This is a genomic window from Mesorhizobium sp. WSM3859 (assembly GCF_002295065.1).
Taxonomy (GTDB): Bacteria; Pseudomonadota; Alphaproteobacteria; order Rhizobiales; family Rhizobiaceae; genus Mesorhizobium.
In genome coordinates this window covers 1-23,649 of sequence record NZ_NSGG01000020.1, presented here as the reverse complement: position 1 = coordinate 23,649, position 23,649 = coordinate 1, and the positions used below count along the sequence as shown (strand labels likewise).

The window sequence follows — 23,649 nt, the reverse complement described above, 5'->3', positions numbered from 1 at the left end:
AAGGGATAAGATCATGGCTTATGACGTCGTTATCATCGGATCGGGACCGGGCGGCTATGTCTGCGCCATCAAGGCGGCGCAGCTGGGGCTGAAGACGGCGGTGGTCGAGAAGAACGCCACCTTCGGCGGCACCTGCCTCAACATCGGCTGCATCCCGTCGAAGGCGCTGCTCTACGCCTCCGAGATGTTCGCCGAGGCTGGCCATGCCTTCGATACGCTGGGCGTCGAGATACCGGCGCCGAAGCTCAATCTGAAAAAGATGATGGCGCACAAGGACACGACGGTGGCGTCAAACGTCAACGGCGTCGCCTTCCTGTTCAAGAAGAACAAGATCGACTCCTTCCGCGGCACCGGCAAGGTGATTTCCGCCGGCAAGGTTTCGGTGACCGGCGAGGACGGCAAGGTCGAGGAGATCGAGACGAAGAACATCGTCATCGCCACCGGCTCGGACGTCGCCAGCATTCCGGGCGTCAAGGTCGATTTCGACGAGAAGGTGATCGTCTCTTCCACCGGCGCGCTGTCGCTGGCTAAGGTGCCGGAGCGTCTCGTGGTGGTCGGGGGCGGTGTCATCGGGCTGGAGCTTGGCTCGGTCTGGGCCAGGCTGGGCGCCAAGGTCACCGTCGTCGAGTTCCTCGACAATATCCTCGGCGGCATGGACGGCGAGGTGTCGAAGCAGTTCCAGCGGCTGCTCTCCAAGCAGGGCTTCGAGTTCAAGCTCGGCGCCAAGGTCACCGGCGTCGCCAAGGCCAAGAAAGGCGCGACCGTCACCTTCGAGCCGGTCAAGGGCGGCGCGGCGGAAACCATCGAGGCCGACGTCGTGCTGGTCGCCACCGGACGCCGGCCCTATGCCGACAGCCTGGGGCTGAAGGAAGCCGGCGTCGAGGTCGACGAGCGCGGCAGGGTGAAGACCGACGGCCATCTCAGGACCAACGTGCCCGGCATCTATGCCATCGGCGACGTCATCGCCGGGCCGATGCTGGCACACAAGGCCGAGGACGAGGGCGTCGCGGTGGCCGAGACGATCGCCGGCCAGGCCGGCCATGTGAACTACGACGTCATCCCGAGCGTCGTCTACACCAGCCCGGAAATCGCCTCGGTCGGCAAGACCGAGGAGGAACTGAAGAAGGCCGGCGTCGACTACAAGGTCGGCAAATTCCCGTTCAGCGCCAATGGCCGCGCGCGCGCCATGCTGCACACCGACGGCTTCGTGAAGATCCTGGCCGACAAGGCCAGCGACCGCGTGCTCGGCGTCCACATCGTCGGCTTCGGCGCCGGCGAGATGATCCATGAGGCAGCGGTGCTGATGGAGTTCGGTGGCTCGTCCGAAGACCTCGCCCGCACCTGCCACGCCCATCCGACGATGTCGGAAGCGGTGAAGGAAGCGGCGCTGGCGACATTCTTCAAGCCGATTCATATCTAGATCCCGAACCGGAGCGCGATACGCGTGTCAGCGTTCGGCATGGCTCGTCTCGCAAGGTTCGCCTAAAGCGCGTCGCGATCTTTCAGATTCGCTCCATGCGCTTTAGGTTCTTGGTTCTACGCATGTCTTTATCCCGAAATCGGTTCCCACTTTCGGGAGACATGCTCTAGGAGATACCGCGTGTCCAAAGGCTCCGATCTGCTTATTGCCGCCCTCGAGAATGAAGGCGTGGACCGCATCTTCGGCATACCGGGCGAGGAGAATCTCGATGTCGTCGAATCCATTCGCAAATCCTCGATCGAGCTTATCCTGACCCGCCATGAGCAAGCGGCCGCGTTCATGGCCGCCACCCACGGCCGGCTCACCGGCAGGCCCGGCGTCTGCATCACCACACTTGGCCCGGGCGCCTTGAACCTGACCACAGGCGCGGCCTACGCGCTGCTCGGGGCCATGCCCATGGTCATGATCACCGGGCAAAAGGGCGTCAGGTCATCCAGGCAGGCCCGGTTCCAGATCGTTGACGTCGTCGCGGCGATGAAACCCCTGACCAAGCTTTCGCGTCAAATCGTATCGTCCAGGATGATCCCGGGCGCGGTGCGCGAGGCTTTCCGTGTGGCCGGCGAGGAGCGTCCGGGACCGGTGCATCTGGAGCTGCCTGAGGATATCGCCGCCGAGGAATGCGACGCGGTGGCGCCGATTCCGCCGCATCCGGTGGAGCTGCCGATGGCGAGCCCGCTTGCGCTCGACCGCGCCGCGCAGATGATCATCGAGGCCGAGCGGCCGCTGGCGATGATGGGCGCCGCCGCGTCACGGCCGCGCTCGACCTCGGACCTCGCCCAGTTCGTTCTGCGGACCGGCATTCCCTATTTCACCACCCAGATGGGCAAGGGCACGGTGCCGGGCGGCACCGAGCTCTATATGGGCACAGCCGCCCTGTCCGAGCGGGACTACGTACATGAGGCGATCGAGCGGGCGGATCTCATCATCACGATCGGCCACGACACGGTCGAGAAGCCACCCTTCATCATGGGCGTCGACGGTCCGAAGGTCATTCATGTCGGCTACCAGCCGGCCACTGTCGAACAGGTCTACTTCCCGCAAACCGAGGTGATCGGCGATATCGGCGCGTCGCTCAGGCTGCTGGCCGACCGCCTGGAGGGCAAAATTCCCAACGCACAGGCACTGCTGCCGCTGCGCGAGGGGATATTGAGCCGCATTGCGGCGCGCGACAGCGAGGACCGCTTCACGCCGCAGCGCCTGGTGCACGACGTGCGCGCGGTGATGCCGGCCGACGGGATCCTGGCGCTTGACAACGGCATGTACAAGATCTGGTTCGCGCGCAACTACCGCACGCGCGTCGCCAACACGCTGCTGCTCGACAACGCGCTGGCCACGATGGGCGCCGGCCTGCCGTCGGCGATGACGGCGGCGATGCTTTTTCCAGAACGCCGCGTCATGGCGGTTTGCGGCGACGGCGGCTTCATGATGAACAGCCAGGAGCTGGAAACCGCCGTCAGGCTGAAGCTCAACCTCGTGGTCCTGATCATCGAGGACCATGCCTTCGGCATGATCCGCTGGAAACAGGCGGTCGACGACTTTCCCGATTTCGGCATGACCTTCGGGAATCCCGATTTCGTTCGTTATGCCGAAGCCTACGGCGCCAAGGGCACCAGGGTAAGCGCCATCGCCGAGTTGAGACCAGCCCTGGAGCAGGCCTTTGCCGCGGGCGGCGTCAATCTCGTCGTCGTTCCAATCGACTATTCGGAGAATGAGCGGGTCCTGGTCGAAGAGCTGCGCCATCGGCTGCCCTGGCCGGCCAGTCCCATGCCGAATGGCTAGAAGCAGCTGAATTCAGGTCGTATCGAGCTGAATTCACCGCTTCACGCTTTTCGGCATCATGCTCCAGAGCAAGTCCGGATAGTGCGACGGCGTTTTGCGAAGCAAGCGACACAAAACAAAACGGCCCGCCTTTCGGCGGGCCGTTCGGTTTCAAGCTGTAAGCCCGATTACTGAGCAGGTGCCGGAGCCGGAGCGGGCGCCGGGGCGGGTGCAGGCGCAGGAGCCGGGGCTGGCGCCGGAGCGGGTGCAGGCTCCGGAGCCGGAGCGGGCGTCGCGGGCGCTGGTTCAGGAGCCGGGGCCGGCGTGCTGGCGGCCGGCGGTTCAGCCGGGGCCGGGGCATGCTCGCCGCCGCTTCTGCCAAAAACATAATACGCAACAATGGCCAGGATAATGACAACAAGGGCGATCAGCCACCCGCTGCCGCCGCCACCCGATCTGGGAGGCGGGCTCGAAGGGGTGAAGGGGTCGTTAGGGTTCGCCATGAAACGTGTCCTCCTTGGATGAAAGTCATCAAAATAACAGCCATCAACGCGCTGATCCCGCATCGGGTTTCACGCGAACGGACGGAAAGCGCTGAAAAACCGGCGTTTTCAGGTCCGCCAGCCGCCAGACGACTCAGTTGACGGCGGTAACAGTATACCCTGCCTTGCGAAAATCCTCGACCAGTCCTTCCGGACCGGGCAGATGCATGGCGCCGACGGCCATGAAGACGTTGCCCTTGGCCAAAATCGGCATCGCGTGCGCGGCCATCACCTCGTTGCGGCTGGTAATCATGGTCAGCTCGAAGGCGGCATAGCCGGCCTGGTCGTCGGCGGTCTCGGGCAGCACCGCCTTGAACAGCGGCCAGAACATGCCGACCTCGCCGCGCTGGTAGAGCACGATCATGGTTTCGTTGACGTCGTTGACCTTGTCGCCGAGCTTCATCGTCTCGACCAGGCTCTTCATGTGGAATTCGAGCGGCAGCGAGGCCATGGCGCGCAGCTGGCCAACGGCGGTCTCGAGCCCTTCGACCTCCTTTCCCGCGGCCTTGGCGTCGGAAGCGAGCTTGACGTCCAGCACGGGTTCGCCGGCGGACTGGCGCGCCACCTCGCAGGCCGGCAACGCCATCATCGCCGACAGGATCCACGGCTTCATCTTGGCGACCGTTGCCGGCGGGATGCCGCGGGCGTCGAGCCCCTTGTTCAGCGCCGCCGCATCGTCCGGCGACAGGAGCGAGGACAAGGTGGTGTTGTCGGTGAACATCATCAGGCCGGGTTCGCTGGCCATCGCGGCCATCATCTTGGCCTTGTCCATCGCATCGGTGGTTTCGATGACGATGGTGCCGGCGCCATCATAGGCTTTCTGCGCGGCGGCCGGCAGCGTGGTGACGCGCGTGTCGGTCATGTGCATGGTGCCGAACAAATAGGACGGTTTCTCGCCTGGCTTCTCCAGCTTCCACAACAGGCCCTTGCCGTTCGGAACGGCCGCCGCTTCGGTCTCGACCTCCTGGAAGGTGGCGGGATCGTTCTTCTCCAGCGCGGTCAACAGATCGGCGCCGGCGCAATTGGGGGCTTCGGCATGCGCCCGGCTCGCGAGCAGCAGAACGACGATAAAGGACAGGAAAAACAGCAGGTTGAGCGCCGCGAGCAGCTTCAACGAGACAAGGGCCGCGCGGTCGGCAATGGCGATGACGCGTTTCATGCGAAGCGTCTTAGCGCTGAAAAGCGGCAAAACCGTTAATCGGTGGGGTGAAATTGTTTGAGGTGCGGCGATCTTGGACGTTCGCTCGGGTTTGTCGGATCGAATACCTTGGCGATTTGCTGAAACGCCCATCGACGAAGTCAGGGGGCTCACGCCCTCGGATGTGCCCTCTCGTAGATGTCGAGCAGCCTCGCGGTGTCGACGCCGGTGTAGATCTGCGTGGTCGACAGGCTGGCGTGGCCGAGCAGTTCCTGGATGGTGCGCAGGTCGCCGCCGCGGCCAAGCAGGTGAGTGGCGAAGGAATGCCGCAGCGCGTGCGGCGTCGCGGTGTCTGGCAGGTTCAGCGCCGAGCGCAGCTTCGCCATCTCGCGCTGGATGATGGCCGGGTTGAGCGGGCCGCCGCGGGCGCCGCGGAACAAGAGGTCCCTGGGACCGATGTGGAAGGGACAGAGCCGGCGGTATTCCGCGACCGCCTTGCAGGCCACCGGCAGCACCGGCGCCAGCCGCGTCTTGCCGCCCTTACCGGTGACGCGCAGCACGATGTCGGCTTCCGTCGCCAGATCGGCGCCGGTCAACCCCAGCGCTTCCGAAATGCGCAGGCCGGAGCCATAGAGCAGCGTCAGCACTGCGGCGTTGCGCGCCGCGATCCAGGGTTCTTCGGCGAGTTGGCCCTCCATCGCCACGACCTTTCTGGCGTCGCTTGCCGTCAGCGGTTTGGGCAGCGATTTCGGCTGGCGCGGCGCGCGCAGAGCGACGGCACCCGCTGCGTTGACGAGGCCGCGTTTCTCAAGAAAGCGCAGCAGCGAGCGAATGCCGGCAAGGCCGCGCCCCAGCGTGCGGGCGCCGGCGCCGTCATTGCGGCGCTTGGCAAGGAAGCCGCGCAGGTCGGCGGGGCGCAGGTCGGCGATGTCGGAAATGCCCGGCGGGCCGCCGCAATGTCCGGTCAAAAAATGCAGGAACTGGCGGGTGTCGCGCTCATAGGCCTCGACCGTCTCCGGCGACAGCCGGCGCTCATGCGCCAGCGTCTGCAGCCAGGTCTCGCGCGCCGCCTGGAGGTCGGGTTTGGCCGGGATGAGGAATTCCTGCATGGCGGCATTGTCATGCATGCGGGTTAGGAAGCGGTGAAGAGGGCCTCATTGAAATGATGGCGTCAGAGGGCTAGAGCAAGACAAAGGAAGTGCCGCCATGTCGAAGCTCGAAAACCCCGTACAGATGGCCGTCATCGGTGCCGCGCACGGCATCAAGGGCGAACTCAGGGTGAAAACCTTCACCGGCGATCCGCTGGCGCTGGCCGATTACGGCCCGCTCTTCGCCAAGGACGGCCGCGCCTTTCATATCACCGATATCAGGCCTGCCGGGACCGTCGTGGTGGTACGTTTCAAGGGCATTGGCGACCGCAACGCCGCCGAGGCTTTGGCCGGCACGGAGCTGTTCGTCGACCGTTCGGTGCTGCCGGACGACGGCGAGGAGGACGAGTTCTATCATGCCGACCTCATCGGCCTCGACGTCAGGGACGATACAGGCGTCATCGGCAAGGTCGTGGCCGTGCATAATTTCGGCGGCGGCGACATACTCGATGTCACCCTTGCCGGCCGCAAGGGCGTGCTGATCCCGTTCACGCAGGCCGCGGTGCCGCATGTCGCGATCGCTGACGGTTTCGTCGAGGTCGATCCGCTGGCGGCCGGACTGGTCGATGACGAGGAGAACGAGGGCCGGTCCGGCTTCGACCCCAAGGGCAGGCCGCGCGGACCGAAGGATGCCGGGGGCAACCGTTGAGCTTTGCCGCTTCGGTGCTCACGCTCTATCCGGAGATGTTCCCGGGCGCGCTCGGCCTGTCGCTGGCCGGCCGGGCGCTGGAGGCCGGCACATGGTCGCTGGAGGCGATCCAGATCCGCGATTTCGCCACCGACAGGCACCGCACCGTCGACGACACGCCGGCCGGCGGCGGCGCCGGCATGGTGATGCGCGCCGACGTGCTGGCGAAGGCGATCGACCATGCTTCGCCGCCGGGCGATGAGCGTCCAAGGCTGCTGATGAGCCCGCGCGGAAAACCGCTGACCCAGGCCCGCGTGCGGGAGCTCGCCGCCGGCCCGGGCGCCGTCATCCTGTGCGGCCGCTTCGAAGGCGTCGACCAGCGGCTGATCGAGACACGGGGGCTGGAGGAGATTTCGATCGGCGATTTCATCCTGTCCGGCGGCGAGCCGGCCGCCCTGGTGCTGCTCGACGCCGTGGTGCGGCTGCTGCCCGGCGTGATGGGCAATGCCGTCTCGGGCGAGGAAGAGAGTTTCGAGAACGGCCTGCTCGAGCATCCGCACTATACGCGGCCGCAGGAATTCGAGGGCCGGCCGATCCCGGACGTGCTGATTTCCGGCAACCACAAGAAGATCGCCGAATGGCGGCGCGCGGAGGCGGTGAAGCTGACGCGGGAACGGCGGCCAGACCTGTTGGCGCCGGATCACCCTTTGGTGAAATAGTAGAAGGCGAGAAACAGGCCGACGGCGACGACGAAGCCGCGCACCACGCCCTGCGGCACGCGCTTGGCGATCCAGACGCCGGCATAGCCGCCAAGCGCGCCGCCCGGGATCATGACGATCGCCTGCGGCCAGGCGACGACGCCGCCGGAGACGAAGACGAGGATGGCAATGGCCGCGATGACCACGGCCAGCATGTTCTTCAGCGCATTGAGCTTGTGATAGTCGCCGGCCTGGGTCAGGCCGAGCGTCGCCAGCATCATCACGCCCATGCCGGCGCCGAAGAAGCCGCCATAGACGGACGTTGCGAACTGGGCGAGCGAACCCGTCAGAGAGCCGACCCAGGCCTGGTGGTCCGGTCCGGCTTCCGGTTTCAGCCATGGCCCGGCGGCGAACAGCGCAGTCGCGGCGATCAGCAGCCACGGCACCAGCGCGCGGAACGACGGGTTGGAAAGCGCAAGCAGGATGAGCGAACCGGCCAGCGCGCCGAAGGCGGAGATCACGCAAAGCAGCAGCGCCTGGCGCCAGAAATGCCTGATGTCATCGAGATAGGCGAGCGTCGAGGTGATGTAGCCGGGAAACTGCGTCACCGAGGAGGTGGCGTTGGCGACGATCGGCGGCACGCCGACCAGCGTCATGGCACCGAATGTGACGAAGGTGCCGCCGCCGGCGACGGCATTGACCGCGCCGGAGACGAACCCAGCGAGAAACAGCAAGGCGGCATCGAAAAGACTCATTTCCCCCGCTTAGAAAGCTTGCGAGGCGGGCGCAACCTGTCACGGCGGCCATGTCATGGGGCCATCAAGCGCAAAAAATATGCCTGAAAGTCCTTTTTTGATGCATGTCGTCGCCCCAGAACCGCGCACACTTCTGGGCGACATGCATTTGGACGTGACAAAGCGCCGAAATAGCTGTATGTCGCCGCCCGAACCGGAAGAACGATCTTCTGGGCCCGTCAACAAATGACGGTGTAGCCGTCCCTGCCCAATGTCCTTTCCTCGGACAAAGGGCATAGCCGAGCGGTCGTTGGAACTGCAAGGCGAGTTGAGGACGCTCTGACTGTCGGAAGAACAAGAAGTGGATATTTGAGATGGATCTCATCCGTCAGCTCGAGGCCGAACAGGCCGCCAAGATCGAAGCCAAGCGCAAGCTGCCCGAATTCCAGCCGGGCGACACCGTGCGCGTCCAGGTGCGCGTCACCGAAGGCAGCCGCACCCGCGTGCAGGCCTATGAGGGCGTCGTCATCGCCCGCTCCGGCTCCGGCTTCCAGGAGAATTTCACCGTCCGCAAGATTTCCTACGGCGAAGGCGTCGAGCGCGTTTTCCCGGTCTATTCGCCGATGGTCGAGGGCGTCGAGATCGTGCGCCGCGGCAAGGTACGCCGCGCCAAGCTCTATTACCTGCGCGACCGTCGCGGCAAGTCGGCCCGCATTTCGGAAAACACCGGCGTGCGCGCCCGCAAGCTGAACGACGAAGAGCGTGACGCTTTGGCCGCCGAGCGCGCCCGCATCGAGGCCGAGAAGGTCGCCGCCGCCCAGGCGCTGGCCGCCGAGACGGCCGCCAAGGAAGCCGCCGAGAAGAAGGCCGCCGCCGAGGCTGCTTCAGCCGAATAAGGCTTTGCGAATTAGGTTCTGGAAAGGCGGCTTCGGCCGCCTTTTTATTTTGGGGAAAGATCCCGGCCCTCCAAGTTCCCGATCAGTCAGGTTCCTATCCTACCTGCCTCCACGCACCGCATAGGTTGGTGATGGGAAACATCTGAGCTTCGTCATCCACGGGCGGAACAAGGAGCATAGCGACGCAGCGCAGACCCGAGGATCCATTCCGTGACATCGAGGCTCCGCAACAGTGCAGAATTCTGCCCCGCTGCACTCCATGGCTGAGGTAACGGAATGGATCCTCGGGTCTGCGCTCCGCTTCGCGTCGCTCCGCCCGTGGATGACGAAGCTGAGGGGCTGCCGCCGATTCATCCGAACATCGGAGACGGGCGCATTGTACCCCTTGACATCTAATTATCTTGTACACTAAATAATCGTGTACAAATCAACGGAGATCGAAAATGTCTGCACTCTACACCGCCCAGGCTCACGTCAGCGGCGGCCGCAACGGTCACGGCGAAACCAGCGACGGCCTGCTCAAGGTCGACCTTGCGATGCCGAAGGAGCTCGGCGGCAAGGGCGGCGCCACCAATCCGGAACAGCTTTTCGCCGTCGGATACGCAGCCTGCTTCGAGAGCGCGGTGCGCTTCGTCGCCCGTCAGCAGAAGCTGCCGCTTGAGGACGCTTCGATTACATCCACGGTGAGCCTCTATCCGAACGACCAGGGCGGCTTCAGGCTCGGCGTCGCGGTGGCGGCCGAGATCAAGGGGCTTGATCAGGCGGGCGCCGAGGCGCTTGTATCGGAAGCGCACAAGATCTGCCCCTATTCCAACGCCATCCGGGGCAATATCGATGTGGCGCTGTCTACCACGGCACTTCCGGCAAAGGCAGCATGACGATGACAACTGAGACCATGGCCAAGCAAGCCCCGGAGCAAGACGCCGGGGCTATCGCCGTGCCGCGTCTCGACCAGCAGCTCTGCTTTGCGCTTTATTCGGCGAGCGGGCTGATGACCAAGCTCTACCGGCCGCTGCTCGACCCGCTCGGCCTTACTTATCCGCAATATCTGGCGATGCTGGCGCTGTGGCAGCATTCGCCGAGCACGATCGGCGAGCTTGGCGCGGCGCTCGGGCTCGATTCGGCGACGCTGACGCCGCTGATCAAGCGCATGGAGACAGGCGGCCTCGTGACGCGCCGGCGCGATGCCGCCGACGAGCGCCGGGTGCTGGTCGAACCGACCGCCAAGGGCCAGGCGCTGAGGGCGAAGATGAAGGACGTGCAGGAAGGGCTAAGCTGCGGCATGCCGCTGGAGCGGGCCGAGCTGAAGGCTCTGCACGGCACGCTGACACGGCTGGTCGCGGGGCTGCGCGAGGCTACGGCCAATCAGGACTGATCGCCGCAAAGGCAGTCCTCGAAACCATCCTCAAAGAGCATCGGATTTGCCTTTGGTACGCAACGTCGCAGCGGACCGGCTTGCATGGCGCTTGCGGCAAGCTCTATCTCTTTGTTTTTACGCAATTCCGGACGGAAAACCGCTTCACACTTTTCCTGGAATTGCTCTAAAGTCGGCGCCGGATTTTCCCAGGCCGCGAAATTGCAGCGCGGTCGCACCTTCGGAGATTTGTCATGACCAAGTCGAAATTGCTGCTGGCCGCCATGGTGGCCTGCCTCCTCGCGCCTGTCGCCGCGCTCGCCGACAATTTGCCCGACCTCGGCGGCAAGAAGGTCGTGGTGGTGACGGAAAACGCCTATCCGCCGCTGCAGTTCATCGACAAGAAGACCGGCAAGCAGATCGGCTGGGAATATGACGCGATGGACGAGATTGCCAAGCGGCTGAACTTCAAGGTCGAATACCAGAACACCTCCTGGGACGCGATGATCCAGGCGGTTTCGGACAACCAGTACAACATCGGCATGACCGGCATCACCATCAAGGACGACCGCAAGGAGAAGGTCGACTTTTCCGACCCCTATATGCGCTCGGAGCAGTTCATGCTGGTGCGCGGCGACGAAAGCCGCTTCACCGACGCCAAGAGTTTCGGCGCCTTCAAGGACGGGCTGATCGGCGCCCAGCCGGGCACCACGCCCTTCTACACCGCCGTCTACAGCGTGCTCGACGGCAATGAGCAGAATCCGCGCATCAAGCTGTTCGAGACCTTCGGCGCGACCGTGCAGGCGCTGAAGGCGGGCGACGTCGACGTCGTGCTGACCGACGGCACCGCCGGCAAGGGCTATGTCGACGCCTCCGAAGGCAAGCTGAAGCTGATCGGCGGCCCGCTCGGCACCGAGGACTTTGGCTTCATCTTCCCGAAGGGCTCGGAGCTGGTGAAGCCGGTCAACGCCGCCATCGCCTCGCTCAAGGCCGACGGCACGTTGGACAAGCTCAACAAGAAGTGGTTCCTCGATTACAAGATGGGGCAGTAGGCGCTGTTGTCGCGACGGCCGGCAAAGCTGCCAATCTCCCCCCTTGCGGGGGAGATGCCCGGCAGGGCAGAGGGGGGTGTGCCGGAACGCGACATCTCCATTCCAAGCTTCTTCGAAGAGAATCCGACCAGAGGCCGTGATCGCGACCTGCTGACAGGCAGGCGGGACAGCACCCCCCTCTGTCCTGCCGGACATCTCCCCCGCAAGGGGGGAGATCAGCAATTCTTGCGACGGCATCTATTCGCCAGCGTTGGGAACTGATGCCAGCCACCACATCCACCGCCAAATCCGAATTCCCGTGGTGGCTTGCCGCCGCGGCCGTGCTCGCAGTGGCCGCAGCCCTCGCCATCGCGTCCAGCGACCTCTATGCCGAGGTCTTCGCCACCGTCGCCAAGGGCATTGGCATCACCATCTTCGTCACCGCGGTCGCCTTTGCGCTCGCCTCCGCGCTTGGGCTCGGCATCGCGCTGATGGCGCTGTCGGGATCGCAATGGCTGCGGCAGATCGCGCGCTTCTATGTCGAGATCATCCGCGGCGTGCCGATCCTGGTGCTGTTGTTCTGGATCGCCTTTGCCGGCGCGCCGGCCTTCGTCGCCGCCTGGAATGCGCTGACCGCGCCGCTGCAGAGCACCGGCCTGATGGGCGAACTCCTGGTGCGCGATATCTCGCTGCTCTGGCGCGCCATCATGGCGTTGACCATCGGCTACTCGGCCTTCATCTCGGAGGTGTTCCGCGCCGGCATCCAGTCGGTCGAGAAGGGCCAGATCGAAGCCGCCAAGGCGCTCGGGCTCAGCCGGGCGCAGCGCTTCCGGCTGATCGTGTTCCCGCAGGCGATCCGCATGATCCTGCCGCCGCTCGGCAACGATTTCGTCGCCATGGTCAAGGATTCCTCGCTGGTCTCCGTGCTCGGCGTCGCCGACATCACCCAGATGGGCAAGGTCTATGCCGCCGGCTCGTTCCGCTTCTTCGAGACCTATTCGATCGTCGCCTATATCTATCTCATCCTGACCATCGGCCTGTCGCTGGCGCTGCGGGCATTGGAGCAGCGCCTGCGCCGGCAGCATCGGGAATAGCCGGCCGACAAAGTCCGCGCTACCTTGGGAGCCCTAAGATCCGGCGCGGAGGAAACGCCCCATGAATATCGACAAGGCCAATGCGGCGCTGGATTCCGTCTATTCGGCCGAGACGCCGGAAGGGCTCGCCAAGGCCTATGCCGAATGGGCCGCGACCTATGACAGCGAGACCGCCTCGCTCGGCTACCTTCTGCCGTTTCTGATCACCGCCTGGGTGGCGCGGCATGTGCCGGCCGGCGAAGGTCCGCTGCTCGACGCCGGCTGCGGCACCGGCCTTTCGGGTCCGTCGCTGAAGGCGCTGGGCTATGGCGACATCGCCGGCCTCGACCTCTCCGACGACATGCTGAAGCTCGCCGGCAGCCGCCAGGCCGGTGGCAAGCCGGCCTATAGCGAGCTGACGAAGGCAATGCTCGGCGGGCCGCTGCCCTGGCCCGACCGGTATTTCCGCGCCTTCTTCTCGACCGGCGTCTTCACCATCGGCCACGCGCCGGCCGCCGGCCTGCACGAGCTGGTGCGCATCACCAAAAGCGGCGGCCACGCCATCTTCACCGTGCGCGACCAGGTTTTCGAGAGCGGCGGTTTCCAAGCGGTGTTCGACGAGCTCGCGCAGGCGAGGAAATGGCGCCTGGTCGAGCAGAGTCCCTGGTTCCGCTGCTATGCTATCGGCGATCCGGAGGCGCTCGTGAAGACCTTTGTGTTTGAGGTGGTGTGAGCGCCAGCCTCTCCTTCCCCCCTTGTGGGGGAAGGTGGCCGCGTAGCGGCCGGATGAGGGGTGCTCCAGGGAATGCCAGCGTCTCACTCCGCTGGAACACCCCTCAACCGTCTCGGCGCTACCGCGCCGATCCACCTTCTCCCACAAGGGGAGAAGGGGAAGTCACGCTAATTGCCGAAAAGCCAAAACATTGCTATCTACCCCGCCATGGAAAAGCTTTTCAGCGATCCGGCCTACAAGGGTTTCGTGCTGCAGGACAGAAAGCGCCTGCCGTCGCGTTTCTCCGCGCGCGTTTGCGGCGCGTTGACCAGCCGACTTAACTGACCCGGCCGATCGCAGTCGTCGCGCCGGATGGCCGGCGTGCTTTTCCCATTCTCATATCGACGGATTTACGCACATGAGCGCACCGCGCACCCTCTACGACAAGATCTTCGACGACCACGTCGTCGACCGCCAGGACGACGGCACCTGCCTGCTCTATATCGACCGCCACCTCGTGCACGAGGTCACCAGCCCGCAGGCCTTCGAAGGCCTGCGCATGTCGAACCGCAAGGTTCGCCATCCGGAAAAGACGCTGGCCGTGGTCGACCATAACGTGTCGACCTCGCCGGAGCGCAAGTTCGGCATCAAGAACGAGGAAAGCCGCATCCAGGTCGAGGCGCTGGCCAGGAATGCCAAGGATTTCGGCATCGAATATTATTCCGAGAACGACGTCCGCCAGGGCATCGTCCACATCATCGGGCCCGAGCAGGGCTTCACCCTGCCCGGCATGACCATCGTGTGCGGCGACAGCCACACGTCCACGCACGGCGCCTTCGGCGCGCTCGCGCATGGCATCGGCACGTCAGAGGTCGAGCATGTGCTCGCCACCCAGACGCTGATCCAACGCAAGGCCCGGAATATGCTGGTGCGCGTCGACGGCCAGCTGCCTGAAGGCGTCACCGCCAAGGACATCATCCTCGCCATCATCGGCGAGATCGGCACGGCCGGCGGCACCGGCTACGTCATCGAATATGCGGGTGAAGCGATCCGCTCGCTGTCGATGGAAGGCCGCATGACGATCTGCAACATGTCGATCGAGGCTGGCGCGCGCGCCGGCCTGATCGCGCCGGACGAGACGACCTTCGCCTATGTCAAGGACAAGCCGCGCGCGCCCAAGGGCGCGGCGTGGGATGCGGCGCTTGCCTACTGGAAGACGCTCAAGTCGGACGAAGGCGCGCATTTCGACAAGGTGATCGTGCTCGACGCGGCGAAGCTGCCGCCGATCGTCTCCTGGGGCTCCTCGCCGGAGGACGTCGTCTCGGTGCAGGGCATCGTGCCGAACCCCGAAGACATCACGGACGAGAACAAGCGTTCCTCCAAGCATCGGGCACTGGAATATATGGGCCTGACGCCTGGAACCAAGATCACCGACATCGCGCTCGACCGCGTCTTCATCGGTTCCTGCACCAATGGCCGCATCGAGGATTTGCGCGCCGCTGCCAAGGTGGTCGAAGGCAAGAAGGTCAATCCGCGCGTCAACGCCATGATCGTGCCGGGTTCCGGCCTGGTGAAGGAGCAGGCCGAGGCCGAAGGTCTCGACAAGATCTTCGTCGCCGCCGGCTTCGACTGGCGCGAGCCGGGCTGCTCGATGTGTCTCGCCATGAACGACGACCGTTTGAAGCCGCATGAACGCTGCGCATCGACCTCGAACCGCAACTTCGAGGGTCGCCAGGGCTTCAAGGGCCGCACCCATCTGGTGTCGCCGGCCATGGCCGCAGCCGCGGCGATCGCAGGCCACTTCGTCGACATCCGCGACTGGAAGTAAGCGCCGGCTTGGAAAGCAGGAAGAGTCGGAATCAGTGCAAGCGCTGGGGATTAGCCGAATCCTCCCCAACGTCGTCATTCCAGGGCGAAGCAGGAGCGTAAGCTCCGTCGCGGAGACCCTGGAATCCATGCCGTTACCTTAATCGAAGGGTGCAGTGGAGTAGAATTCTGCGCTGCTGCAGCGCCTTGGGGTCACGGCATGGATCCTCGGGTCTGCGCCGCGTCGCTTCGCTCCTTGCTTCGCCCGTGGATGACGATTGCGATGGGCGTTCCGGCCAATTGCCAAGGCATGCCAACGCAGCATATCCGACCGGCCGAAATTTCCGTGCCAGAAAACTTACCTGCGGATGATCTCGTGAAACTCCTCACGCCGGCCGGGCTCGTCGGCGGCGACGACCAATGCCAGCTGGCGGTCGTCGAAGATCTTGAACCACTCGTCCCATTCGACCAACTCGTAGCCGCCGGCGTTGGGCGGGCGTTCCGGCCGGTCCTCGTCCTCATAGGCCTGCTGATCAAACACCAGACGAAGCATGGCCTGCGTGCCAGGCTCCGGAGATACGTCGACAATGGCCGGAAAGCCGGCCCGCGCCGCCGCCCAGGAACGGATTTCATCGTGATCGGTCAAAGTGATCGTGTCGGCCATCGCAATCGTCTCCTGTCTGGCGTCTCCAGTCTGGCCGGACAACGCTGCTCCGGCAAGCCCGGTTCCCCACGGTCTCGCGACCCTATCTGCCGGAGGGCTTAACCGCTTGTTTGGGCTTGCGCCCTAGTATCTCTCCTTGGGTAAGTTGGGGAAAGTCGCAGTCCTTTGGACACTGGTCTGCTCATAGCGCTGCTCAATCCGACGATAGCGCTGGCGCTTGGCGCTGCGTTCCTCGTGCTGTGGCGCTATCAGCGCCACCGGCCGTATCTGGCCGTGCTCGGCGCCAGCTACTGCCTGTCGGCCCCGGGGTTCCTGCTGCAATATTTCACGCTGCCGATCGGCATGGCGCTGACCAAGCTTGTTTCCAACGTCTGCTTCACGATCGCGGCCTGTTGCCTTTCCAGCGCAATCATCGCGCGTTACGGACGGCGCGTGCCTTTTGTCGGTATCGGCGTCGTCACCGGCGGCGGGCTCGCCGCCTTTCTGTGGTTTATGTTCATCCAACCGGACCTCACCTGGCGCGTGCTCGTCATGAATTTCGGCTTCGGCGCGCTCAGCCTGCTGGTCGCGGCGGAACTGAGAACGGTTCGCGACAACGGTCCGACCGAAAAGATCCTGTTCGCGCTGTCGCTGTTGTCGGGGCTGAACTTCATCGCCCGCACGCTGGTCGTCGTCATCGCGCACGGGCCGTTCCCCAGCTATGACGGTTTCTACGGCTCGTCCTATTGGACAACGGCGCTGCTTTCGCACGCGCTTTTGTCGCTTCTGACCGCGCTTAGCCTGTTCACGGCCGCGGCGCTCGACGTGATGAGGACATTGAAGGCCGAGACCCACACCGATCCGCTCTCCGGCATCCTCAACCGCCGCGGCTTCGAGGAGCGGGCGACCCAGCTGCTTGACCAGTGCCGCAAGGCCGGCTTTCCCGTCGCCCTGGTGCTGGCCGACCTCGATCATTTCAAGGCGCTGAACGACCGGCACGGGCATGAGGCCGGCGACCGGGTGATCGCCGACTTCGCCGCCAAGCTCAGTTCCGCCACCGGCGCGCGCGGAGCCGCCGGCCGCATCGGCGGCGAAGAATTCGCCGTGCTTCTGCCGCTCAGCGACCTGGGGGCGGCAAGGCTCTTCGCGGAAGCGATCCGCTCCTTCTATTCGGCCGGCGCGGTCGACGGCTTGCCGCCCGGCACCAGGGTAACCGCAAGCTTCGGCGTCGCCGCGCGCTCCGGCAGCGAAGGGCTGATGCCGTTGATGCGGCGCGCCGACGAAGCGCTCTACAAGGCCAAGAAGAACGGCCGCGACAGCGTGCGGCTGTCCTATGAGAGGCCGGAAACGACGTTCGTCGCCGAGCGGCTCGCAGCCGGGTGAAGCAAGTGGGCTCCCGCGACTTCGTGTCCACGGGTCTGCGCACAGCGCCAGCTTCGGCGCGGCCGAACTTCTAGCCGACGAGGGTTTTGCCGAACTGTTGCGGCGCGCCGACGCCGCGCTCGCGACTACGTGCGCGTGTCAGGCGCGACGTGGCGGCGCCAGGCGCTGGCGATCGTCAACGGCAAGGGCTGAGATTGGGCATCTCGCCGTCGGAAAGCCCGTACATATAGGAGCGCCCCTTCACCAGCACCGGCGCCTGGTAGCAGCCGGGCGCGCCGGGCTCGTCCGCGTCGTCATAGGCGACATCCGGCTGGCCGGCGCTGGTGAATTCGGAAAGTTTTTTCGCCAGCTTGCCCTCGCCGACGATGATGCGCTTGTAGCCGGCGGCGCTGTCGATGACGAGATTGCCGAAGGAATCGGCATAGACGCGGTCGTGATGGCGCAAGCCGGCTTCGGCCGGCGCGGCGATCGCCAGGATCAGCCCCGCCAGCATTGCTGCGGCAACGCTTGCCCGCACTGAATTCGAACGCATGTCGCTCTCCCTTGATGGCGCGACGGATCGCGCCTGGATTCCGGTTCGAATCGGAAATTAACCCTTTCTTAACCTTTGTTAAGAGGCGGAGGGCTTTCGGCGCCGGTTCTTAAGGAACATGGTTAATTTTCGAGGGCCCGGTTCTTGCCAGCCGCAGGGCAGGCATGCAGCCGGCTGACTCCGGGTGAACTTGATCTTGATGCGTCGCGTGGCTAGAGCGGTTCGCCGTTTAACGGAAACGACAAACCACTCTATCTCTTTGTTTTGACGCAATTCCGGACGGAAAACCGTTTCACACTTTTCCTGGAATTGCTGTAGCGTGCCGCGCACGAAAGGGCAGCGCATGAGCTTTGGCCACACGGTTCGGGTGTCGATCACCATCCCGCTGCTTCTCGCGGCCGCGGCCTGCGTGCCGCAGGACGGCGCGCCGAAGGCGGCGAGTGCCGCGCCGCCCTCGGTGTCGCCTGCTCCGGCCCCGCAGTCCACCGCACCCGCGCCGTCCGCAGTTGCAACGCCCCCGCTAACTGCAACGGCCCCGGCATCCGCAACGGTCAAGACGCCTGCGCCCGCAACCAAGATCGTCACCGACCTCACCGTGCCGCGATCCGGCATCGGGACGGCCACCTACAGATGCGGCAATGGCGGCGTGATCACCATCCAGAATCTCGGTTCGTCGCTGCGCGTGGTCCGGCCGGACGGCTCGACCGAGGAGTTTGCCGCCTCGCCGGCCAACCAGAGCAGCCGCTACCAGGAAGCGGCTACGCATGACGCAATCGTGATCGACGGCCGCGAGGCGCTGGTGATGAAGAGGGGATCTACCCCGCAGACCTGTCGCAGATAGCAGGCGGGCTGATCTTCAGGTGAGGCCGGCCTGCAAACGGCAGCTTCCTGCGCTTCCGGTGCTCACGTACTCTAAGTACGCTCCGCTCCGGTTCTCGGAACCTGCCATTTTCGACTCGGCCTGACCTGAATCTCAACCCACCCGGCGCGCGATCTTGCTGCACTGCAACGAGACCTTGCGCCGGCTTCGAAACAGCCGCTAATCGATTGAAGCGCGCGACCACCGGTTTGTCAGACTAAATGATGTTTCCAAAACGATTTTCCGGCTTTGACGCGGTGCAAAAAGAGCATTAGAAACCGCCTGTCCGGAGCCATATAGGAGGGCGGCAAACGCCGCATTTCCCATCCGGCTTCAGAGATGCCGAACTGGGGGAGCCATGAGCAAATCACCAGCCACCCGCGCAGTTGCCAGACGTGAACGACCGCTCTCGCCGCATCTGACGATCTACCGGCCGCCGATCACGATGACGATGTCGATCATCCATCGCATCACCGGCGGCGCGCTTTATTTCGGTACGCTGCTGGTGGCGGCGTGGCTGATCGCCGCTTCGAGCTCGCAGGCCGCCTTCGACTGGGTCGACTGGGCCTTCGGTTCCTGGCTCGGCCGGCTGGTTCTGTTCGGTTACACCTGGGCGCTGATGCACCACATGCTGGGCGGGCTTCGCCACCTCATCTGGGATACCGGCGCGGGGCTCGAAAAACACACCGCCTCGAAGATCGCATGGGCGACACTCGCCGGCTCGATCGTGCTGACGCTCCTGATCTGGATAGCCGGCTATGGGGCGCGGGGGGCTTTCTGATGAGCGCGAACAACACCGATATGCGTACGCCGCTCGCCAAGGTGCGCGGCCTGGGCTCGGCCCGCGAGGGCACGCAGCATTTCTGGCGCCAGCGGCTGACGGCAATCGCCAATATCCCACTGCTGTTGTTCTTCGTCGGCTTCCTGATCGCGGTCAACGGCCACGGCTACACGGAAGTGCGGGCGGCACTCGCCAACCCGTTCGTGGCGCTGGTGCTGGCGCTGGTGCTGATCTCCGGCCTTTATCACATGCGGCTCGGCATGCAGGTCATTATCGAGGACTATGTGCATGGCGAGGGCATGAAGCTGGCGCTGATCGCGCTCAACACCTTCTTCCCAGTCGCAGTCGGCGTCGCTTCGCTGTTCGCCCTGCTCAAACTCGCATTCGGAGGCTGACGTTTTGGCCAACGCAAATACAGCCGGCACGGCTTCAGCCTACACTTTTGTCGATCACAAATTCGATGTGGTGATCGTCGGCGCCGGCGGCGCCGGCCTGCGCGCCACGCTCGGCATGGCCGAGCAGGGGCTGCGCACCGCCTGCATCACCAAGGTGTTCCCGACCCGCTCGCACACGGTTGCCGCGCAGGGTGGCATCGCCGCCTCGCTCGCCAATATGGGCCCCGACAACTGGCAGTGGCACCTCTTCGACACCGTCAAGGGATCGGACTGGCTGGGCGACATCGACGCGCAGGAATATATGGTGCGCGAGGCGCCCGCCGCCGTCTACGAGCTCGAGCATTACGGCGTGCCGTTCTCGCGCACCGAAGAGGGCAAGATCTACCAGCGGCCCTTCGGCGGCATGATGATGAATTTCGGCGAAGGCCCGCCGGTGCAGCGCACCTGCGCGGCCGCCGACCGCACCGGCCATGCCATGCTGCACACGCTCTACGGCCAGTCGCTGAAGAACAATGCGCAGTTCTTCATCGAATATTTCGCGCTCGACCTGATCACGGCGCCGGACGGCACCTGCACCGGCGTGGTGGCCTGGAACCTCGATGACGGCACCATCCACCGCTTCTCGGCCAAGATGGTGGTGCTGGCGACCGGCGGCTATGGCCGCGCCTATTTCTCCGCCACCTCGGCGCATACCTGCACCGGCGATGGCGGTGGCATGGCGGCCAGAGCCGGGCTTGCGCTGCAGGACATGGAGTTCGTGCAGTTCCACCCGACCGGCATCTATGGCGCCGGCTGCCTGATCACCGAAGGCGCGCGCGGCGAGGGCGGCTATCTGGTCAATTCCGAAGGCGAGCGCTTCATGGAGCGCTATGCACCATCCGCAAAGGACCTAGCCTCGCGCGATGTGGTCTCGCGCTGCATGACGATGGAGATCCGCGAAGGTCGCGGCGTCGGGCCGAAGAAGGATCACATCTTCCTGCATCTCGACCATCTCGATCCGGCGGTGCTGCATGAGCGGCTGCCCGGCATTTCGGAATCGGCGAAGATTTTCGCCGGCGTCGATCTCACCAAGGAGCCGATCCCGGTGCTGCCGACGGTGCACTACAATATGGGCGGCGTGCCGACCAATTATTGGGGCGAGGTGCTCGACCCGGCGGCCGAGAATCCCGACCGCGTGCTGCCCGGTCTGATGGCGGTGGGCGAGGCCGCGTGCGCGTCCGTGCACGGCGCCAACCGGCTGGGCTCCAACTCGCTGATTGATCTTGTCGTCTTCGGCCGAGCCGCGGCGCTGCGCGCCGGCGAGGTGATCGACCGCAATTCGCCCATCCCTGCGCCCAACGCGGCCTCGGTCGAGAAGATCATGGACCGCTTCGACAGGCTGCGCCACGCCAACGGCTCGACGCCGACGGCGGTGCTGAGGGAGAAAATGCAGCGGGCGATGCAGGAAGACGCGGCAGTTTTCCGCACGCAGGAATCGCTCGACAATGGCTGCAAGCGCATTTCCGAGATCTGGGGCGAGCTCAAGGACATCAAGGTCACCGACCGCTCGATGATCTGGAATTCCGACCTCGTCGAGACGCTGGAGCTGGAAAACCTGATGGCCAACGCCATCACGACGGTCTATGGCGCCGCGGCGCGCAAGGAGAGCCGCGGCGCGCATGCGCGGGAGGATTTCTCGGCCCGCGACGACGCCAACTGGCGCAAGCACACGCTGGCCCAGGTCAGCGAGGACGGCAAGGTGACGCTCACCTACCGGCCGGTGCACACCGAGACGCTGCTGGCGGAAAAGGACGGCGGCATTAACCCGGCCAAGATCGCGCCGAAGGCGCGGGTGTACTGATCATGGCGCTAGCGGCCACCGGATATTCCGGCACGCCCCTTCCGGCCAAGCTCGGCCTGAAGGATGGCATGGTCGCCGCCTTCATCGCGCTGCCGCCGGAGCTCGACGATCTGGCTGAAGCCGTGTCCTTCGCCAAGGTCGATCGACTGCCGAAATGGTCGGCGATCTCGGGTAGCCGCAAATACGACGCCTTGCACGCCTTCACCCGGCAGCGCGCCGAGATCGAGGACGGCCTGGCCAGCATCGAGACGGCGATCAAACGCGACGGCATGATCTGGGTCTCCTGGCCGAAGAAGGCCTCGAAAGTGCCGACCGACGTCACCGAGGACGTGATCCGGTCGGAGGCGCTGAAGCGCGACCTGGTCGACGTCAAGGTCGCCGCCGTCAACGAAATCTGGTCCGGGCTGAAGCTCGTCATCCGAAAGGACCGCAGATAATGGTCGAACTCACGCTTCCCAAGAATTCCAAGGTCCAGCAGGGTAAGACCTGGCCGAAGCCGGAGGGCGCCACCAATCTGCGCGAATACCGCATCTACCGCTGGTCGCCGGATGACGGCGGAAACCCGCGCATGGACACCTATTTCGTCGACATGGACGATTGCGGCCCGATGGTGCTGGACGCGCTTCTGTGGATCAAGAACAAGATCGACCCGACGCTGACGCTGCGCCGCTCCTGCCGCGAAGGCATTTGCGGCTCCTGCGCCATGAACATCGACGGCTCGAACACGCTGGCCTGCACCAAAGGCGCGGAGGACATTTCCGGCGCCGTGAAGGTCTATCCGCTGCCGCACATGGCTGTGATCAAGGACCTGGTGCCCGACCTCACGAACTTCTACGCCCAGCACGCTTCGATCCAGCCCTGGCTGCAGACCGTGTCGCCGACGCCGGCCAAGGAATGGCTGCAGAGCCATGAGGATCGCGAGAAGCTCGACGGGCTCTACGAGTGCATCCTGTGCGCCTGCTGCTCGACCTCGTGCCCGAGCTACTGGTGGAACGGCGAGCGCTATCTCGGCCCGGCCACCCTGCTGCAGGCCTATCGCTGGCTGATCGACAGCCGCGACGAGGCGACGGGCGAACGGCTCGACAATCTCGAAGATCCGTTCCGGCTCTACCGCTGCCACACCATCATGAACTGCGCGCAGACCTGCCCGAAGGGGCTGAACCCTGCGAAAGCAATTGCCGAAATCAAGAAGATGATGGTGGAGAGAAGGGTTTAGTCGGGCGATTTCGCTCGCGGCCAGCGCAGCGTTCCTTCACACCCCCCTCTGTCCTGCCGGACATCTCCCCCGCAAGGGGGGAGATTGGCTGTCATTCCGGCTTTCGCTAATCTCCGGCGTTGCAACAATGGGCGAGCGGCGCTGCAACTGCTGATCTCCCCCCTTGCGGGGGAGATGGCCGGCAGGCCAGAGGGGGGTGCTGTCCCTCCAGCCTCAAAGGATAGGCAACTCAATGAGCGAAGATCTCCCCATCCTCTCCGCTGTCGAAGCGCGCGTGCTCGGCTCGCTGATCGAGAAGAAGGAGCTGACGCCGGACGTCTATCCACTGACGCTCAACGGCGCGCACCAGGCCGCGAACCAGAAGACGGCGCGCGAGCCGGTGATGGCGCTGGAACTGACCGAGATCAGGCGGGCGCTGAGCTCGCTCGAGCAGAAGGGGCTGGTGCGCCAAGCCTTCGCCTCGCGTGTCGAGCGCTACGAGCATCTGATGGCGCAACGCTTTTCGCTGACCACGCCGCAGATCGCGGTGATCGGGCTTTTGCTGCTGCGCGGGGCGCAGACGGCGCATGAGCTGCTGGCCCGTTCTGAACGCATGGCGCGCTTTGCCTCGATCGAGGAGCTGCGCGACAATCTCGACCTGATGATCGGTCGGCGGCCGCCGTTGATCCAGCTGCTCGAACGCGCGCCCGGTCAGCGCGAGGAGCGCTACGTTCATTTGCTAAGCGGACCTGTGGAAGCGGCGGCGGTCGCGGCGCCTTGGCAGCCGGCGGCGAAAGTTGCGGATGCTGGCCTCGAGGAGCGGGTGAGGGCGCTGGAGGAAGAAGTCGCGGCATTGCGGGCGAAGATCGAGGCGCTGGGCGGGTAGCTCACCAGAAACGTTGGTGCGAGGCCCCCCTCTCTGTCCTGCCGGACATCTCCCCCTCAAGGGCATAGGCGCTAAGATAGGCATTGCAGTGCGGAATCGGTTGTGATTCTACGCTGGGGATGACACACGAATCGCTT

Annotated in this window: 25 protein-coding genes; 20 read left to right on the top strand and 5 right to left on the bottom strand. The window is 64.7% G+C overall.

Features of this window, described 5'->3' with window-relative positions; all coding sequences use genetic code 11:
- The first annotated feature begins 13 nt into the window (after positions 1-13).
- Complete coding sequence (gene lpdA / locus CK230_RS29330) at positions 14-1,420, top strand: dihydrolipoyl dehydrogenase (RefSeq protein ID WP_095820279.1); 1,407 nt, start codon at positions 14-16, stop codon at positions 1,418-1,420.
- Between the two features lie 180 nt (positions 1,421-1,600).
- Positions 1,601-3,259, top strand: a complete 1,659-nt coding sequence (locus CK230_RS29325; protein ID WP_095820278.1) for an acetolactate synthase large subunit — start codon at positions 1,601-1,603, stop codon at positions 3,257-3,259.
- Between the two features lie 615 nt (positions 3,260-3,874).
- Here the strand turns inward: CK230_RS29325 and CK230_RS29315 are convergent.
- Together CK230_RS29315 and CK230_RS29310 are read right to left on the bottom strand one after the other, a co-directional pair.
- Entirely contained in the window at positions 3,875-4,939 is a 1,065-nt protein-coding gene (locus tag CK230_RS29315) for a TraB/GumN family protein (RefSeq protein ID WP_095820341.1), read from the bottom strand.
- Positions 4,940-5,088: 149 nt separating this feature from the next.
- Positions 5,089-6,027: a tyrosine recombinase XerC gene (locus CK230_RS29310; RefSeq protein ID WP_095820340.1), complete on the bottom strand. Its 939-nt coding sequence runs from the start codon at positions 6,025-6,027 to the stop codon at positions 5,089-5,091.
- Positions 6,028-6,124: 97 nt separating this feature from the next.
- On the opposite strand from CK230_RS29310, the gene rimM reads away from it, so the two are divergent.
- Positions 6,125-6,715 carry a ribosome maturation factor RimM gene (gene rimM / locus CK230_RS29305; protein WP_095820276.1) on the top strand — a complete coding sequence of 197 codons (591 nt, stop codon included), beginning with the start codon at positions 6,125-6,127 and terminating at the stop codon, positions 6,713-6,715.
- Positions 6,712-7,413: a tRNA (guanosine(37)-N1)-methyltransferase TrmD gene (gene trmD, locus CK230_RS29300; RefSeq protein ID WP_095820275.1), complete on the top strand. Its 702-nt coding sequence runs from the start codon at positions 6,712-6,714 to the stop codon at positions 7,411-7,413. The genes rimM and trmD overlap by 4 nt, the downstream gene beginning before the upstream one ends.
- Here the strand turns inward: trmD and CK230_RS29295 are convergent.
- A complete protein-coding gene (locus CK230_RS29295) occupies positions 7,395-8,147 on the bottom strand; it encodes a sulfite exporter TauE/SafE family protein (RefSeq protein ID WP_095820274.1) in 753 nt (250 codons plus the stop codon). The two genes, trmD and CK230_RS29295, sit on opposite strands and share 19 nt — an antisense overlap.
- 353 nt (positions 8,148-8,500) lie before the next feature.
- Between CK230_RS29295 and rplS the strand changes: the two genes are divergently transcribed.
- The 8 genes from rplS to leuC all read left to right on the top strand — a co-directional run bounded on the left by rplS (position 8,501) and on the right by leuC (position 15,020).
- A complete protein-coding gene (gene rplS / locus CK230_RS29290) occupies positions 8,501-9,022 on the top strand; it encodes a 50S ribosomal protein L19 (RefSeq protein WP_095820273.1) in 522 nt (173 codons plus the stop codon).
- Between the two features lie 443 nt (positions 9,023-9,465).
- Positions 9,466-9,900, top strand: a complete 435-nt coding sequence (locus tag CK230_RS29285) for an organic hydroperoxide resistance protein (RefSeq protein ID WP_095820272.1) — start codon at positions 9,466-9,468, stop codon at positions 9,898-9,900.
- A 2-nt stretch (positions 9,901-9,902) separates the two neighbouring features.
- Entirely contained in the window at positions 9,903-10,397 is a 495-nt protein-coding gene (locus CK230_RS29280) for a MarR family winged helix-turn-helix transcriptional regulator (protein ID WP_245430094.1), read from the top strand.
- A 233-nt stretch (positions 10,398-10,630) separates the two neighbouring features.
- Positions 10,631-11,428, top strand: coding sequence for a transporter substrate-binding domain-containing protein (locus tag CK230_RS29275; RefSeq protein WP_095820270.1), 798 nt, complete (start codon positions 10,631-10,633; stop codon positions 11,426-11,428).
- 260 nt (positions 11,429-11,688) lie between these two features.
- Positions 11,689-12,501: an amino acid ABC transporter permease gene (locus CK230_RS29270; protein WP_095820269.1), complete on the top strand. Its 813-nt coding sequence runs from the start codon at positions 11,689-11,691 to the stop codon at positions 12,499-12,501.
- 61 nt (positions 12,502-12,562) lie between these two features.
- Complete coding sequence (locus CK230_RS29265) at positions 12,563-13,213, top strand: class I SAM-dependent methyltransferase (RefSeq protein WP_095820268.1); 651 nt, start codon at positions 12,563-12,565, stop codon at positions 13,211-13,213.
- 171 nt (positions 13,214-13,384) lie between these two features.
- Positions 13,385-13,537 (top strand): hypothetical protein, encoded by a 153-nt coding sequence (locus tag CK230_RS29260; RefSeq protein ID WP_176480271.1) that lies wholly within the window; start codon positions 13,385-13,387, stop codon positions 13,535-13,537.
- A 73-nt stretch (positions 13,538-13,610) separates the two neighbouring features.
- Complete coding sequence (gene leuC / locus CK230_RS29255; protein WP_095820266.1) at positions 13,611-15,020, top strand: 3-isopropylmalate dehydratase large subunit; 1,410 nt, start codon at positions 13,611-13,613, stop codon at positions 15,018-15,020.
- A gap of 336 nt (positions 15,021-15,356) precedes the next feature.
- On the opposite strand, the gene CK230_RS29250 is transcribed toward leuC, so the two are convergent.
- Entirely contained in the window at positions 15,357-15,662 is a 306-nt protein-coding gene (locus CK230_RS29250; RefSeq protein WP_042645496.1) for a hypothetical protein, read from the bottom strand.
- A 165-nt stretch (positions 15,663-15,827) separates the two neighbouring features.
- Between CK230_RS29250 and CK230_RS29245 the strand changes: the two genes are divergently transcribed.
- On the top strand, positions 15,828-17,024 hold the full coding sequence (locus tag CK230_RS29245) for a GGDEF domain-containing protein (RefSeq protein ID WP_095820265.1): 1,197 nt from the start codon (positions 15,828-15,830) through the stop codon (positions 17,022-17,024).
- Positions 17,025-17,199: 175 nt separating this feature from the next.
- Here CK230_RS29245 and CK230_RS29240 read toward each other — a convergent pair whose 3' ends face one another.
- On the bottom strand, positions 17,200-17,556 hold the full coding sequence (locus tag CK230_RS29240; protein WP_095820264.1) for a hypothetical protein: 357 nt from the start codon (positions 17,554-17,556) through the stop codon (positions 17,200-17,202).
- A 343-nt stretch (positions 17,557-17,899) separates the two neighbouring features.
- Between CK230_RS29240 and CK230_RS29235 the strand changes: the two genes are divergently transcribed.
- The 7 genes from CK230_RS29235 (at position 17,900) to CK230_RS29205 (ending at position 23,512) form a co-directional block, all read left to right on the top strand.
- A complete protein-coding gene (locus tag CK230_RS29235) occupies positions 17,900-18,397 on the top strand; it encodes a hypothetical protein (RefSeq protein WP_095820263.1) in 498 nt (165 codons plus the stop codon).
- Positions 18,398-18,773: 376 nt separating this feature from the next.
- Positions 18,774-19,196 (top strand): succinate dehydrogenase, cytochrome b556 subunit, encoded by a 423-nt coding sequence (gene sdhC / locus CK230_RS29230; RefSeq protein ID WP_095820262.1) that lies wholly within the window; start codon positions 18,774-18,776, stop codon positions 19,194-19,196.
- On the top strand, positions 19,196-19,591 hold the full coding sequence (gene sdhD, locus CK230_RS29225; protein ID WP_095820261.1) for a succinate dehydrogenase, hydrophobic membrane anchor protein: 396 nt from the start codon (positions 19,196-19,198) through the stop codon (positions 19,589-19,591). Before sdhC ends, sdhD begins: the two co-directional genes overlap by 1 nt.
- Before the next feature lie 4 nt (positions 19,592-19,595).
- The gene (gene sdhA / locus CK230_RS29220; RefSeq protein WP_095820260.1) at positions 19,596-21,431 is read left to right on the top strand and encodes a succinate dehydrogenase flavoprotein subunit; all 1,836 of its coding nucleotides are present in this window, start codon (positions 19,596-19,598) and stop codon (positions 21,429-21,431) included.
- Positions 21,432-21,433: 2 nt separating this feature from the next.
- Positions 21,434-21,868, top strand: a complete 435-nt coding sequence (locus CK230_RS29215) for a DUF3052 family protein (protein WP_095820259.1) — start codon at positions 21,434-21,436, stop codon at positions 21,866-21,868.
- Positions 21,868-22,647, top strand: coding sequence for a succinate dehydrogenase iron-sulfur subunit (locus CK230_RS29210; RefSeq protein WP_095820258.1), 780 nt, complete (start codon positions 21,868-21,870; stop codon positions 22,645-22,647). The genes CK230_RS29215 and CK230_RS29210 overlap by 1 nt, the downstream gene beginning before the upstream one ends.
- A 232-nt stretch (positions 22,648-22,879) precedes the next feature.
- Positions 22,880-23,512, top strand: coding sequence for a DUF480 domain-containing protein (locus CK230_RS29205; protein WP_095820257.1), 633 nt, complete (start codon positions 22,880-22,882; stop codon positions 23,510-23,512).
- The last annotated feature ends 137 nt before the right edge of the window (positions 23,513-23,649 follow it).